This window comes from Mycobacterium sp. VKM Ac-1816D (assembly GCF_000416385.1).
In the GTDB taxonomy this organism is placed as follows: domain Bacteria; phylum Actinomycetota; class Actinomycetes; order Mycobacteriales; family Mycobacteriaceae; genus Mycobacterium; species Mycobacterium neoaurum_A.
Window position 1 is genome coordinate 181159 of the sequence record NZ_AOHQ01000146.1, and the last position, 14269, is coordinate 195427.

15 protein-coding genes are annotated in these 14269 nt (G+C 67.6%); 10 read left to right on the plus strand and 5 right to left on the minus strand.

All coding sequences use genetic code 11. The features are described 5' to 3' along the window. Positions 1-232: 232 nt before the first annotated feature. Complete coding sequence (locus tag G154_RS25275; protein WP_019514748.1) at positions 233-1381, minus strand: Rieske 2Fe-2S domain-containing protein; 1149 nt, start codon at positions 1379-1381, stop codon at positions 233-235. A gap of 52 nt (positions 1382-1433) precedes the next feature. Continuing rightward, positions 1434-3077 carry an AMP-binding protein gene (locus G154_RS25280; protein WP_031601378.1) on the minus strand — a complete coding sequence of 548 codons (1644 nt, stop codon included), beginning with the start codon at positions 3075-3077 and terminating at the stop codon, positions 1434-1436. A gap of 128 nt (positions 3078-3205) precedes the next feature. On the opposite strand from G154_RS25280, the gene G154_RS25285 reads away from it, so the two are divergent. The 9 genes from G154_RS25285 (at position 3206) to G154_RS25325 (ending at position 11813) form a co-directional block, all read left to right on the plus strand. Next, entirely contained in the window at positions 3206-4834 is a 1629-nt protein-coding gene (locus G154_RS25285) for an acyl-CoA carboxylase subunit beta (RefSeq protein ID WP_019514750.1), read from the plus strand. Positions 4835-4880: 46 nt separating this feature from the next. Beyond that, positions 4881-5162, plus strand: a complete 282-nt coding sequence (locus G154_RS25290; protein WP_019514751.1) for an acyl-CoA carboxylase epsilon subunit — start codon at positions 4881-4883, stop codon at positions 5160-5162. After that, positions 5159-5809, plus strand: a complete 651-nt coding sequence (locus G154_RS25295) for a nucleoside triphosphate pyrophosphatase (protein WP_019514752.1) — start codon at positions 5159-5161, stop codon at positions 5807-5809. The genes G154_RS25290 and G154_RS25295 overlap by 4 nt, the downstream gene beginning before the upstream one ends. Positions 5810-5868: 59 nt before the next feature. Continuing rightward, positions 5869-6414, plus strand: a complete 546-nt coding sequence (locus G154_RS25300; protein ID WP_019514753.1) for a cysteine hydrolase family protein — start codon at positions 5869-5871, stop codon at positions 6412-6414. A gap of 53 nt (positions 6415-6467) precedes the next feature. Continuing rightward, positions 6468-7364 carry a sulfurtransferase gene (locus tag G154_RS25305; RefSeq protein ID WP_019514754.1) on the plus strand — a complete coding sequence of 299 codons (897 nt, stop codon included), beginning with the start codon at positions 6468-6470 and terminating at the stop codon, positions 7362-7364. Beyond that, on the plus strand, positions 7361-7774 hold the full coding sequence (locus tag G154_RS25310; RefSeq protein WP_019514755.1) for a cysteine desulfuration protein SufE: 414 nt from the start codon (positions 7361-7363) through the stop codon (positions 7772-7774). The genes G154_RS25305 and G154_RS25310 overlap by 4 nt, the downstream gene beginning before the upstream one ends. 181 nt (positions 7775-7955) lie before the next feature. Beyond that, a complete protein-coding gene (locus G154_RS25315) occupies positions 7956-9389 on the plus strand; it encodes a hypothetical protein (protein WP_019514756.1) in 1434 nt (477 codons plus the stop codon). 231 nt (positions 9390-9620) lie between these two features. After that, positions 9621-11417, plus strand: a complete 1797-nt coding sequence (locus G154_RS25320; RefSeq protein WP_023985427.1) for an acetyl/propionyl/methylcrotonyl-CoA carboxylase subunit alpha — start codon at positions 9621-9623, stop codon at positions 11415-11417. 63 nt (positions 11418-11480) lie between these two features. Continuing rightward, positions 11481-11813 (plus strand): hypothetical protein, encoded by a 333-nt coding sequence (locus G154_RS25325; protein WP_019514758.1) that lies wholly within the window; start codon positions 11481-11483, stop codon positions 11811-11813. A 19-nt stretch (positions 11814-11832) separates the two neighbouring features. On the opposite strand, the gene G154_RS25330 is transcribed toward G154_RS25325, so the two are convergent. Further along, positions 11833-12393, minus strand: a complete 561-nt coding sequence (locus tag G154_RS25330; RefSeq protein WP_019514759.1) for an NTP transferase domain-containing protein — start codon at positions 12391-12393, stop codon at positions 11833-11835. Positions 12394-12517: 124 nt separating this feature from the next. Here G154_RS25330 and G154_RS25335 point away from each other — a divergent pair, with 124 nt between their 5' ends. After that, a complete protein-coding gene (locus G154_RS25335; protein ID WP_019514760.1) occupies positions 12518-12949 on the plus strand; it encodes an STAS domain-containing protein in 432 nt (143 codons plus the stop codon). On the opposite strand, the gene G154_RS25340 is transcribed toward G154_RS25335, so the two are convergent. Next, positions 12917-13639 carry a SigB/SigF/SigG family RNA polymerase sigma factor gene (locus tag G154_RS25340; RefSeq protein ID WP_023985426.1) on the minus strand — a complete coding sequence of 241 codons (723 nt, stop codon included), beginning with the start codon at positions 13637-13639 and terminating at the stop codon, positions 12917-12919. The genes G154_RS25335 and G154_RS25340 overlap by 33 nt on opposite strands. Before the next feature lie 26 nt (positions 13640-13665). Further along, positions 13666-14109 carry an ATP-binding protein gene (locus tag G154_RS25345; protein ID WP_031601376.1) on the minus strand — a complete coding sequence of 148 codons (444 nt, stop codon included), beginning with the start codon at positions 14107-14109 and terminating at the stop codon, positions 13666-13668. Positions 14110-14269: the final 160 nt, after the last annotated feature.

Consider the following 14269-nt stretch of genomic DNA (forward strand, 5'->3'; position numbering starts at 1 on the left):
TGCATCCGGACGCCCCGGAATTTACCAAAAGCGTCAATTGCTGATATGCCACGCAGCGAACACCGCACCGCATCGCCAGGTGGCGCCGCCTGCAGGCTCAACCTCGTCAGCCCTTTCACTCGACGCCGGGGTATCCCCGTGACGTTAGCCGACCTAGTTCACCATGCAGACCCGACACCCGCCACCGGCGACCAGGTCGGGTGGGCAAAGACACGGCCGTTGGCCGGTTCGCTCACCGTTGCGCGGTGGTACCGCCACCCGCCTGCGCCAGCCCGGCCAGATTCTCGGCGACCTCCTCGGCCCAGATCCCGTAGGCGTGGGTGGTGTCGATCTCCAGCTCGAACCGGTCGGTCATATCGGCGGTGACATCGGCCGCGTCGACGTAGAACTGCTCATACCAGCGGCGGTGCTGATAGACCGCACCGTCCTCCTCGGTGAGCAGCGGGTTCTCGATCCTGGTCTTGTGCCGCCAGATCTCGACGTCCTCCATGAAACCCTCACCGAAGGATCGGCTCATCGCGCCGGCCAGCTTGGCCGCCTTGTCGGCGGGCAGACCGGGCATCTGCTGCACCGCCACACCCCACTGCAGGACGAACGAGTCGTGGGACACCGGGTAGTGGCAGTTGATCAGCGCCACTTCGACGGTGAACCCCGGCGCCAGGTCGTTGTGCAACCAGTTGATCATGTATGCCGGTCCGAAGTAGGTGGCCTCAGAACGCAGATATGTTCCCTCCCAGAGCTTTTCGGGGTCGGCGATGTAATCGGGCCGGGGTTTGGACTCCATGAACTGACTGGCGGTGTGCCCCTCGATGACGTTCTTGAAGAACGTCGGATAGGCGTGGTGGATATAGAAGAAATGCGCCATGTCGACGTTGTTGTCCACGATCTCGCGACAATGTGAACCCTCGATCAGCACCGAGTTCCACTGCCACGGCGACCATCGGCCCTCGGGATAACCCTCGATCGTGGGCGGCAGGAGTCCCGCCGGCGGCGCCGAACCCTCCGGATCGTGCCAGACCAGCAACTGCCCGTTGACCTCGCGGGTTTCCCAGGCGCGGGTGCGCGCCAGCCGCGGTGTCCGCTTGGCGTAGGGCACCAGGGCACATCGTCCGTCGGCGCGCCAGCGCCAGTCGTGGAACGGGCAGGCCAGGTTGTCGTCCTTGACCGAACCGCGGGAGAGGTCACCGCCCATATGCCTGCAGTACGCGTCGAGCACGTGCAGAGCACCGCCGGTATCGCCGAAGACCACCAGCTTGGAACCGAACGCCTCGATACCGTGCGGTCGCCCGTCGCGGAAGGTCTCGGCCAGCCCCAGGCAGTGCCAGCCACGGGCGAACCTGGTCATCGCGACGCCGGCGTCGATCTCGCGGATATCGGTCATCTGATCTGCCTAGCACGTTCACGTCCCGGCCGCGGGAGATCGCCGACACCCTTCAGACGCGGGCCTGCCTGCCGTGGGCGTCGAACTCGGCGTCCAGGGCGTCCCTGCCGTCGGCGTCGAGCAGCTCGAACACCACCGGCCTGCGCCCCGACCATCGGTACACATCCTCGTCGGTGTGCCAACGCTGTTCTTGGAGCTCGTGTTTGACGATCTTGTTGGAACCGGTCATCGGTAGCCCCGCCGAGACGCGCAGCAGCCTGGGGACGGCCTTCGCCCCAAGATCGGGCTGGCCGCTCAGGTATTCGGCGAAGGCCGCCGCGTCGAACTCCGCCGGCCGGGCCACCTCGATGGCGGCCATCACCTGATCCCCCGAGCGTGGATCGGGCACCGCGTAGGCCGCCGCGGCGATGACCGCCGGGTGGCGGCGCAGCACATGCTCGATGGTCAGCGCCGACAGGTTCTCGCCATCCACCCGGATCCAATCGCCGCGCCTGCCCGCGAAATAGATGAACCCGGCTTCGTCGAGATAACCGAGGTCCCCGGTCCAATACCACCCATTCCGGATGCGCTCGGCGTTGGCCGCGTCGTTCTTGTAATAGCCCTCGAAGGAGCGGGTGCCGAACTTGTCGACGATCTCGCCGACCGCCTCATCGGGGTTGCGGACGCGTCCGACGCCGTCGAGTACCGCGGGTGCGCAGTCGCGCAGCGTCACCGGGTCGACGATGGCCACCCCGTCGTGCGCGGGCCGGCCCAGTGCACCCGCGGGCGCGTCCGGGTGCAGGACCACCGCTCCGCCGCCCTCGCTGGAGCCGTAGCCCTCGTAGAGCTCGGCGCCGAACCGGCGCCGGAACCGGGCCTGATCATCCGGGGAAGCCTCGGTGCCGAACCCGCGCCGCAAGGGATTGTCGGCATCATCGTCGCGCTCGGGCGTGGCCATCAGATATCCCAGCGCCTTGCCGACGTAGGTGAAGAAGGTGGCTCCGAAATAGCGGACGTCGGAAAGGAATCCGGACGCGGAGAACGACGGCGCCAGGCACACCGTGGCCCCCACCGACAGCGCGGGCGCCCACAGCGCCATGATCGCGTTGCCGTGGAACAGCGGCATGCTGCAGTACTCGACATCCTCGCGACGGTGGCCGAATTTGTCGCGCGCGGCGTAGGCGATGCGGGCCAGCCGACCCTGCGTGCAGCGCACCGCCTTCGACGCACCGGTGGTACCCGAGGTGAACAACAACAGCATCAGGGTGTCGGCGCCGACGGGATCGGCTCCGGTGGGCAGCGGGGCGCCGCGATGCGCGTCGAGCGCGGCGCGATAGGACGCGTCACCGACCACGAGTATCCGGTGTGCGGGCACATCCAGATCCACCGCCGCCAGCCGGGCGGCGCCCTCGGTATCGGTGATGATCAGCCGGCAGTCGGCGAGCCGTATCTCGGACGCCATCTCGGCATCCCCACGGGTCGGGTTGATACCCACCACAGTCATCCCGCCCAGCGCCGCGGCGCCCAACCAGAACACGAAGTCGGCCACATTGGGCAGCAGCACCCCGATATGCGGCGCCATGTCGGGCTCGTCGTCCAACAGCTTCCGGCCCAGCCCGGCCCTGGTGATCGATTCGGCGACCACCTCGTCCCAGGTCCAGTTGTTCTCACGAGTGCGCAGGCCAGGGTGGGTATCGCCGCGGCGATCGAGCAGCATGGCGGCGATGTGGTCGCGATTCTGATCGGTCGTCGGCACCGCACCAGCTTCGCGAAAGGAGCGGACACGATGGCCGAACTGCGACCTCTCTTATGCAGTTCTTAGAAGGACAGCTAGCATCGCTACCCATGACGAGCACTATCGAGCCGGCGGCAGAGCACGTAGTCGATATCCACACCACGGCCGGCAAGCTGGCCGACCTGCGCAAGCGCGCCGAAGAGGCGCTGCACCCGGTCGGTGAGGCCGCGGTCGAGAAGGTGCACGCCAAGGGCAAGCTGACCGCCCGCGAGCGCATCTACGCACTGCTGGACGAGGACTCCTTCGTCGAACTCGACGCGTTGGCACGCCACCGCAGCACCAACTTCGGGCTGGAGTCCAACCGCCCGCTCGGCGACGGCGTGGTGACCGGCTACGGCACCATCGACGGCCGCGAGGTCTGCATCTTCAGCCAGGACGCCACCGTCTTCGGCGGCAGCCTCGGCGAGGTCTACGGCGAGAAGATCGTCAAGGTCCAGGAATTGGCCATCAAGACCGGCCGCCCGCTGATCGGTATCAACGACGGCGCCGGCGCCCGCATCCAGGAGGGTGTGGTCTCCCTCGGCCTGTACAGCCGGATCTTCCACAACAACATCAAGGCCTCGGGCGTCATCCCGCAGATCTCGCTGATCATGGGCGCCGCGGCCGGCGGCCACGTCTACTCCCCCGCGCTGACCGACTTCGTGATCATGGTCGACCAGACCAGCCAGATGTTCATCACCGGTCCCGATGTCATCAAGACCGTCACCGGTGAGGACGTCACCATGGAGGAGCTGGGCGGCGCCCAGACCCACATGTCCAAGTCCGGCACCGTGCACTACGTGGCCTCCGGCGAACAGGACGCCCTGGACTACGTCCGCGACCTGCTGAGCTACCTGCCCGCCAACAACTACGCCGATCCGCCGCGCTACCCGGCGCCGCCGCACCCGGGCGCCATCGAGGACAACCTCACCGATGAGGATATCGAGCTCGACACCCTGATCCCCGATTCGCCGAACCAGCCCTACGACATGCACGAGGTCATCTCGCGCATCCTCGATGATGACGAGTTCCTGGAGATCCAGGCCGGTTACGCGCAGAACATCATCGTCGGCTACGGCCGTGTCGACGGCCGCACCGTCGGCATCGTGGCCAACCAGCCGACCCAGTTCGCCGGCTGCCTCGACATCAACGCCTCGGAGAAGGCCGCCCGGTTCATCCGGACCTGCGACTGCTTCAACATCCCGATCGTGCTGCTGGTCGACGTGCCGGGCTTCCTGCCGGGCACCGGCCAGGAGTACAACGGCATCATCCGCCGCGGCGCCAAGCTGCTGTACGCCTACGGCGAGGCGACCGTGCCCAAGATCACCGTCATCACCCGCAAGTCCTACGGCGGCGCGTACTGCGTGATGGGCTCCAAGGACATGGGCGCCGACGTGGTGGTGGCGTGGCCGACGGCCCAGATCGCGGTCATGGGCGCCTCCGGCGCGGTCGGCTTCGTCTACCGCCAGGAACTCAAGAAGGCCGCGCAGGAGGGCGAGGACGTCGACGCCCTGCGCCTGGAGCTGCAGCAGTCCTATGAGGACACCCTGGTCAACCCGTACATCGCCGCCGAGCGCGGTTATGTCGACGCGGTCATCCCGCCCTCGCACACCCGCGGTTACGTGGCGACCTCGCTGCGTCTGCTGGAGCGCAAGATCAGCCAGGTGCCGCCGAAGAAGCACGGCAACATCCCGCTGTAGAGTCTTCGGACCAATCCGCGACAGGCCCTCTGCGAGAAGGACTTTCATGAGCCACGACGTCGATATCGTCGAAGTCAGCGATCCGCGCGATATGACCATCGACAACCCGGCACCCCCGGTGCCGGAGTTCCGGGTGGTCAAGGGCGAGCCGTCCGACGAGGAGCTGGCGGCCCTGGTCGCGGTGTTGTCGGCGGCCGGCGGAACCGGTCCGGGTGAACCGGGCCCGCAGGAGCTCAACCTGTGGGGCCACCCGGTGGACAAGCTGCGGTACCAGAGCCACTCCTGGCAGCGGATCACGCTGCTGGAGCGGACCCACATGCGCAGGTGACGACGCGCCTCGTCCTGGGTTCGGCCTCCTCCGGCCGGCTCGGTGTGCTGCGATCGGCCGGGGTCGACCCGCTGGTCGTGGTATCCGATGTCGACGAGGACGCGATCATCGCGCGACTGTCCGACGCCGGCCCGCACGAGGTGGTCGCCGCACTGGCCGCCGCCAAGGCCGAGCGCGTCGTCGCGCTCCTCGAGCCCGTGGTTGCCACCGATTGTGTTGTGGTGGGCTGCGATTCGATGCTCGAGATCGACGGCGTGCTGAGCGGCAAGCCGGGGACGGCGCAGGCCGCTGCACGGCAGTGGCGGGCGTCTGCGGGCCGCATCGGTCTGCTGCACACCGGCCACACCATCCTGCGGGTGGTCGACGGCGCGGTGACCGACCGCGTGCACCAGACCGGGACCACCACCCTGCATTTCGGTACGCCCACCGATGCCGAGCTGCAGGCCTATCTGGACACCGGTGAGCCGCTGTACGTGGCAGGTGCGTTCACCCTCGACGGGCTCGGCGGCTGGTTCGTCGACCGGATCGAGGGTGACCCGTCGAATGTGATCGGGATCAGCCTGCCGCTGGTGCGAAAGCTGTTGGCCGGGCTAGGCATATCGGTGGCCGCGCTGTGGCAGGACAACGGATTCACCGGCGGCGCCTGATCCGGGGCGCCTCCCGAAACACGTGTGTTGGATCTCCCGGCCTCGGGTATCACCCCGCCATGCCTGACACCGCAGTCCTTGTCACGGACATGATGAACAACTACCGCCATCCCGATGCCGAGCCGCTGGCGGCCAGCGCCGCCCAGATCATCGAACCATTGGGCGAGCTCATCCACCGGGCCCGCGCCCGCGATGACGCCACCGTCATCTACGTCAACGACAACTACGGGGACTTCACCGCGGTCTGGGATGACATCGTGCGCGACGCATGCAACGGTGCGCATCCCGAGCTGGTCGAACCGATCCTGCCGACCGAGGACTGCCTGCGGCTGAACAAGGTACGACACAGCGCCTTCTATGCCACGCCGCTGGATCACCTGCTGAACCGGCTCGGGGTGAGCACGGTGATCATCACCGGCCAGGTCACCGAACAGTGCGTGCTCTACACCGCGCTGGACGCCTATGTACGGCACTACGGCGTCGTCGTGCCGCCCGATGCCGTCGCCCATATCGACCCCGCGCTGGCCGAGGCGGCTTGCGAGATGATGCGCCGCAACATGCGGGCCGAGCTGGTTGCGGCGCAGGACTGTCTGCTCGAGCCCTGATCGGTCACCCCGAGCATGCGAACGGCAGCCCCGACATGAGTAGGCTCTTTGGCGTGTCGCTGCCTGCCGATCCAGACCCTGCCCTCGCCGCCTACGCGCACCCCGAACGCCTGGTGACCGCGGACTGGTTGTCCGCCAACCTCGGCCGCCCCGGGCTGTCCATCGTCGAATCCGACGAGGACGTGCTGCTCTACGACACCGGCCACATCCCCGGCGCGGTGAAGATCGACTGGCACACCGATCTGAACGATCCGGCCGTTCGTGACTACATCGACGGTGCCCAGTTCGCCGAGCTGATGGACCGCAAGGGCATCTCGCGCGATGACACCGTGGTGATCTACGGCGACAAGAGCAATTGGTGGGCGGCCTACGCGCTGTGGGTGTTCACGCTGTTCGGCCACCCAGATGTCCGGCTGCTCGACGGTGGCCGCGATCTGTGGGTCAGCAACGGCCGCGACACCACCCTGGACGTGCCGAGCAAGCCGAGTTCGGGCTATCCGGTGGTCGAGCGCGATGACACCGCCATCCGCGCCTTCCGTGAGGATGTGCTTGCCGCGCTCGGCGAGCAGCCGCTGATCGATGTCCGCTCGCCGCAGGAGTACACCGGTGAGCGCACCCACATGCCCGATTACCCGGAGGAGGGTGCGCTGCGCGGCGGGCACATCCCCACCGCGGTGTCGATCCCGTGGGCCAAGGCCGCCGAGGACAGCGGCCGGTTCCGCAATCGCGCCGAACTGGACGCGCTGTACGGCCACCTCACCGCCGACGACAAGACGATCGTGTACTGCCGCATCGGTGAGCGCTCCAGCCACACCTGGTTCGTGCTGACCCATCTGCTCGGCCTGCCGAATGTGCGCAACTACGACGGTTCGTGGACCGAGTGGGGCAACGCGGTGCGGGTCCCGGTGGCCACCGGCCCCGAGCCCGGCGCGGCACCCGCAGCGCGATGACAATGCCCGCGGCGCTCGCCGAGGTCGTCGGCGAGTTCGGCGAGGTCAGCGGGCAGGACAAGCTGCAGTTGCTGCTGGAGTTCGCCAACGAGCTGCCTGCGCTGCCCGGTCATCTCGAGGAAGCGGCCATGGAGCCGGTTCCCGAATGCCAGTCGCCGCTGTTCCTCGATGTCGACGCCACCGATCGCGAGCACGTCCGGCTGTACTTCAGCGCGCCCGCCGAGGCCCCGACGACCCGCGGTTTCGCGGCCATCCTGGCGGCCGGGCTGGACGGGCAGTCCGCCGAGGACATCTTGGCCGTACCCGACGACTTCTACTCGGCGCTGGGCCTGGCCGCACTGATCAGCCCCCTGCGACTGCGCGGGATATCGGCGATGCTGGCCCGGATCAAACGGCGCTTGCGGGCCTAGCCCCCGAAGTTACTGGCGCGTTCGTCAATAATGGCGGCCACGGATTTTTTCCGGGATCCATGCCAGAATGGCCCCGAGAGCGCCTGCGGGCCAGCTAGCCGAATCGATACTCATCGACGCGTGTCACGGCCCACACGGCTGTCGGCGTAGCAAATGAAGGACCAGAAAGGGGCCCGGTTCCATGAATCGGCAAGCCAGGGACGTCATTCTTTACGAACTCAACGAGGTGCCGTGGGATGTCGTCGACATCTACGTCAAGAATCGCCCCGATTCGAATCTGGCCGCGCTGCTCAAGGACGGGCAGTCGCTGACCACCATCCACGAGGACCGCGAGGAACTCCAGGGCCTGCAGCCGTGGCGCACCTGGCCGACACTGCACACCTCCAGCTACGAGCACAATTCGTTCGACCTCGGCCAGGACCCCTCGACGTTCAAGGGTGACCCGATCTGGAACGTGGCCGAACGTGCCGGACTCTCGGTGGGCCTGTTCGGTCCGATGCAGAGCTGGCCGGCCCGCCCCTTCGCGCACGGCGGCTTCTATGTCCCCGACACCTTCGCCTCCGATGCCAAGACCTATCCCCCGGCTCTGGAGCGCTTCCAGGCGTTCAACCTGGCGATGACCGGCGAGAACGGGTTCTCCCCCGATTCGGCGCTGAGCCCCAAGGCGCTCGCCGGGACGGCGGTGGATCTGGTCCGGCTCGGACTGACCCCGCGGTCCACCGCGACATTGGCCACCCATCTGGTGAAGGAGCGAATCGACCCGCGCTACAAGGCATTCCGCTCCGCCATGCAGGCGCCGCTGAGCTTCGACCTGTACTGGCGTCAGCACCGCAAGAACCAACCGCGACTCTCGGTGTTCTTCACCAACCACGTCGCGGGCATGATGCACCGGTTCTGGGGTGACGGGATGCCCGGCTACACCGACAAGTACGAGTACGACGCCGACGAGGTGTACGGCAGCTTCATCGTCGCCGCCATGGACATCACCGATCGCCAGGTCGGTCGCATCCGCAAGTACCTGGCCAAGAATCCGCAGTCGATGCTGGTGATCTCGGCGAGCATGGGACAGGGACCCGTCGCGGTGCCCAAGCTCGACGGTGGGCGCTTCGTCCTGGACGATCACAGCAAACTGATCACCGCGCTGGGTCTCAAGCCGGCCGATGTCGCGCTGGCGATGTACCCGATGCTGTCGCTGGTCTTCGAGTCCGAGGCCGACGCCGCCGAGGCGGTAGCACCGCTGGAGTCGGTCCTTGTCAACGGAACCGACCGGTTGTTCGCCCGGCTGCGGGTCGAGGGCAAGACGGTCACCTTCGGTATCGATTACACCGTGCCGGGCGAGGACACCACGAAGTTGACGATCCGGCCGTTCGGGGCCGCGGCCGACACCACTGTGCCTGCCAACGATCTGGGGCTGAGCGTGCACTCGCGGATCGGCGGGGTCAACACCGGCTACCACATCCCCGAGGGCATCCTGCTGGCTGCGGGCGCGGGTATCACCGCCGACCCGTCGCGCAAGGAGGTCGACATCCTCGATGTGGCCCCGTCACTGTTGGCCAACGCGCTCGGCGTGGAACCACCGCCGTCGATGAAGGGCATCCCGACCCTGTTCGGCTGAGACATCTCGACAGCTGTCAACGACGGCGGCGCTCCCCCTGGGGCGCCGCCGTCGTGCATTGTCGGGCGTTCGCCCAGCGCAGCTGATACCGCACGTCAAACGTACTGACCGGTAACAAAGACGCGCCGCAGAATTGGGGGTCCGACTCACCACCCCCGGGATTGGACACTTAAACTTCGCCCGATACATTCTTAAAGACGTTTCTTAGAGAAGATGCCACCAGGAGGCGCAGTGCCAAGTCACGCCAGCTCGAAGATCTCCAAGGTCCTCGTGGCCAACCGCGGTGAGATCGCCGTCCGTGTGATCCGAGCCGCCAAGGATGCCGGCCTCGCCAGCGTGGCCGTGTACGCCGAGCCGGACGCCGACGCACCCCACGTACGGCTGGCCGACGAGGCCTTCGCACTGGGCGGACAGACCTCGGCGGAGTCCTATCTGGTTTTCGAGAAGTTGCTCGAAGCCGCCGAGAAGTCCGGCGCCAACGCCATCCACCCGGGCTACGGCTTCCTCTCGGAGAACGCCGACTTCGCCCAGGCGGTCCTGGACGCCGGGCTGATCTGGATCGGGCCCAGCCCGCAGTCCATCCGCGACCTCGGTGACAAGGTCACCGCCCGCCACATCGCCGCGCGCGCCGACGCTCCCCTGGTCCCCGGCACCCCCGACCCCGTCAAGGACGCCGACGAGATCCTGGCGTTCGCCAAGGAGCACGGCCTGCCCATCGCCATCAAGGCCGCCTTCGGTGGCGGTGGCCGCGGCATGAAGGTCGCCCGCACCCTCGAAGAGATCCCCGAGCTGTTCGACTCGGCCACCCGTGAGGCCGTGGCGGCCTTCGGTCGCGGCGAGTGCTTCGTGGAGCGCTACCTGGACAAGCCGCGCCACGTCGAGGCCCAGGTCATCGCCGACACCCACGGCAACGTGGTCGTCGCGGGCACCCGCGACTGCTCGCTGCAGCGTCGCTTCCAGAAGCTCGTCGAGGAGGCCCCGGCGCCGTTCCTGACCGAGGCGCAGCGCAAGGAGATCCACGAGTCCGCCAAGCGCATCTGCAAGGAGGCCGGTTACTACGGTGCCGGCACCGTGGAGTACCTGGTCGGCCAGGACGGCCTGATCTCCTTCCTCGAGGTCAACACCCGCCTGCAGGTGGAACACCCGGTCACCGAGGAGACCTCGGGCATCGACCTGGTGCTGCAGCAGTTCAAGATCGCCAACGGCGAGGCGCTGGACATCACCGAGGACCCCACCCCGCGCGGGCACTCCTTCGAGTTCCGTATCAACGGTGAGGATGCCGGCCGCGGCTTCCTGCCCGCCCCCGGCCCGGTCACCAAGTTCGAGCCGCCCACCGGCCCCGGCGTGCGCATGGACTCCGGCGTGGAGAGCGGATCGGTCATCGGCGGCCAGTTCGACTCGATGTTGGCCAAGCTGATCGTCACCGGCGCCACCCGCGAAGAGGCACTGGCCCGTTCACGCCGCGCGCTGGCCGAATTCAATGTCGAAGGCCTGGCGACGGTCATCCCGTTCCACCGCGCCGTGACCGCCGACCCGGCGTTCATCGGTGACGGCTCGACGTTCGACGTGCACACCCGGTGGATCGAGACGGAGTGGGACAACACCGTCGAGCCGTTCACCGGTGGCGAGCCCATCGACGAGGACGACAGCCTGCCCCGCCAGACCGTCGTCGTCGAGGTCGGTGGCCGCCGTCTGGAGGTGTCGCTGCCCGGCGATCTGGCCCTCGGTGGCGGTGCTCCCGCGGCCGGCGGTGTTGTCCGCAAGAAGCCCAAGGCGCGCAAGCGTGGCGGTGGCGGCGGTGCGGCGGCCTCCGGTGATTCGGTGACCGCTCCCATGCAGGGCACCGTGGTCAAGGTCGCCGTCGAGGAGGGCCAGCAGGTCTCCGCCGGTGACCTGGTCGTGGTCCTGGAGGCCATGAAGATGGAGAACCCGGTGACCGCGCACAAGGACGGCACCATCACCGGCCTGTCGGTCGAGGCCGGTGCGGCCATCACCCAGGGCACCGTGATCGCCGAGATCAAGGACTAGTTTTTTCACCGAGTGGCCGCTCATTCTTGAGATGAGCGGCCATTCGTCATTTCTGGAGGACTGATGGAACCCGTCGAGATCAACAACGGCCAGTGGTACCTACGCGGGCTGCGCTGTGATGACCGCGTCGACGACCGCCCCGCCCTGACCGATATGGGTGAGGATGACCTCGACTATGTCCACGACGCGGCCGACGGCTGGGCCGACGAGACCCGCTACACGTGGGCGGTGTGCGAACCCACGACCGGCGAGATGCTCGCCGAGATCGCCCTCGATCCGGTCTCGGGCCACATGTCCAGCCGAGCCAGGCCGGGGTTCGAGGATGTCGCGGCGATCTCCGAGGACACCGTGCGCCGCTACGCCTCGGCCGCGCTCGGCCTGGAAGTGCACACCTGAGGAGTCGGAACCGCGGTGGTTACGCCTCGCGCTGAGGAACATCGATATCGGCACCGGTGGCCAGGTCACCGCATTCGACCGCGATGACATCGTCGCGGGCCCGCAGGAAGGGCCCGGCGCCGACGTCCCCGTCGAGCTGTTCGGTCAGCGCCGGCCAGTGTCTGCCCGCGATGACGACGGGGTGGCCGGGCCGCCCCCCGAAGACCGCCCTGGCCAGCCCGGATGTCGAGGTGGCGGCGGCGTCCAGAACCCGGCGCACCACGTCGGCCCCGACATCGGGGGTGTCCACCACGGTGATGACGGCGAAATCGACGTCGTATCGCGATACCGCCGCCAGTCCGGCCCGCAGCGAGGCCGAAAGCCCCTGCGCCCAGTCCGGCGCGAGAACCGCGCACGCCGGCGCCGGCACACGCACCTGCGCGGCCCCGAGCACCACGAGCACCTCAGCGCAACCGCCGCCGTGTAACGCGTCCACCGCAGCAGCCAACCACTCCCCTTCGGCGGCAAGCACTTTCGGCATTCCGAACCGTGTGCCCGCACCGGCAGCCAACACCACTCCGGCGGCATATCGCACGGCCATCGGTCCAGTCTGCCCGGTGCCGGCGCCCGCCGGATTCGGCGGGTAGGTGTCCGACCAGCAAAATCAGGCGTAGTGTCAGGTCAGGTTGAGCCCGCAGCCTATCGAGTCCACTGTCGGAGCCGCCATGACCACGCCAGACAACATCGCCATCGCGATATCCCCACCGCGTGCGGCGCGTGGCACAGCTGTCTACACCGTCCGCCACCTGCCGCCGTCCACGACCGTCGTCGAGGTGTGCGGCCAGCTCGACGCCGCCAACGCGCGCCGGTTCAGCAACTACGCGCTCACCCACCTCGCGCACACCGAACAGCTGATCGTCGACCTGTCCGCCATCGATTTCTTTGGCACCGAGGCGTTCTCGATGTTGCACACCGTCAGCGTGACGGCCGCGGGCAAGGCTGCCCGGTGGGTGCTGGTGCCCAGTGCCGCGGTGCGGCGGCTGCTGCGGATCTGCGATCCAGACGGTGTCCTGCCCACCGCCGAGAGCACCACCGAGGCCGCCTGCCGCCTCCAGGGACAGCCGCTACTGCAGCTCGTCCCGCAGTTTGGCCAGTGAGCGGGCCAGCAGCCGCGACACATGCATCTGCGAGATGCCGACGCGTTCGGCGATCTGGGACTGCGTCATGGACTCGAAGAAGCGCAGGACCAGAACGGTGCGCTCACGTTCGGGCAGTTTGGACAGCAACGGCCGCAGCGCCTCGCGGTTCTCGATCTGATCCAGCGCATCGTCCGGTGAGCCGAGAGTATCGGCGATAGCCGGCGCCTCGTCGTCACCGGAACCCCCGCTGTCGATGGACAGCGTGTTGTACGAGCTGCCCGCGATCAGGCCTTCGACCACCTCTTCGCGGTCCATGTCCAGCTCGGCAGCCAACTCCGACGGTGTGGGTGCCCGGCCAAGGCGCTGCGACATCTCAGCCGTCGCGGCGCCGAGACGCAGATGCAGTTCCTTGAGCCGGCGCGGCACCTTGACCGACCAACCGTTGTCCCGGAAGTGCCTGCGTACCTCGCCCATGATCGTCGGCACCGCATACGACGCGAAGTCCGAACCGGCCTCGACGTCGAACCGGTTCACGGCATTGACGAGGCCCACCCTGGCGACCTGGACCAGGTCGTCGCGCGCCTCGCCGCGACCCTCGAACCGTCGGGCGATGTGATCTGCCAGTGGCAGGCAGCGGGTGACGATGCGTTCGCGCTGCCGCTCGTACTCTGCCGACCCATCGCGCAGTTCGCCGAGTACGCGAAACATCTCGATGACGTCGGCGTATTCGGAGTTCACTGCAACAGACTCGCTCGCCGCGCAGTGAGCGAGATCCCGAATATCTGGCCACCGTCGCCGTGCTGGCCGTCAGAGAAGGTGTTCACCTCGTCGGTCAGTGAGCTGAGCACGTGCCAGCTGAAGCTGCCCGGCGCGACGATGGCGTCCTCGTCGCTGCTGCAGGTCGCCGACGCCGTGATGACCACAGCATCCTCGCGCGGCTGGACCGAGACCACGAGCGGCGAATGCGGTATCGCGGCCTTCACCAGCCGCGTGCAGGCCTCGTCGACCGCCAGCCGTAGGTCGGAGACGGCGTCGAAATCGAGATCCTCGAACGTGGCGGCTGCGGCGATCAGCACGCGCAGTACCGCGAGGTTTTCCAGGGTTGCGGCAACCCGGAGCTCCACCGACCGATCATCATCTGTCGCGGCTGCATCCGCGTCCGTTCCCTGCTGCACCATGTGGCCTCCCGGCATGTCCGCTGGGAGGTTACCCCACGCGGGTCGGTGGCTAACCAATGCAACCACCTCCTACCAGGACGCCCTGGGGACGGGCATCCTGACCCGCGGTGAGTTCGGTTCCTCGTTCACGTGAGCAATGCATGCGTGGGGCAGTACCCGG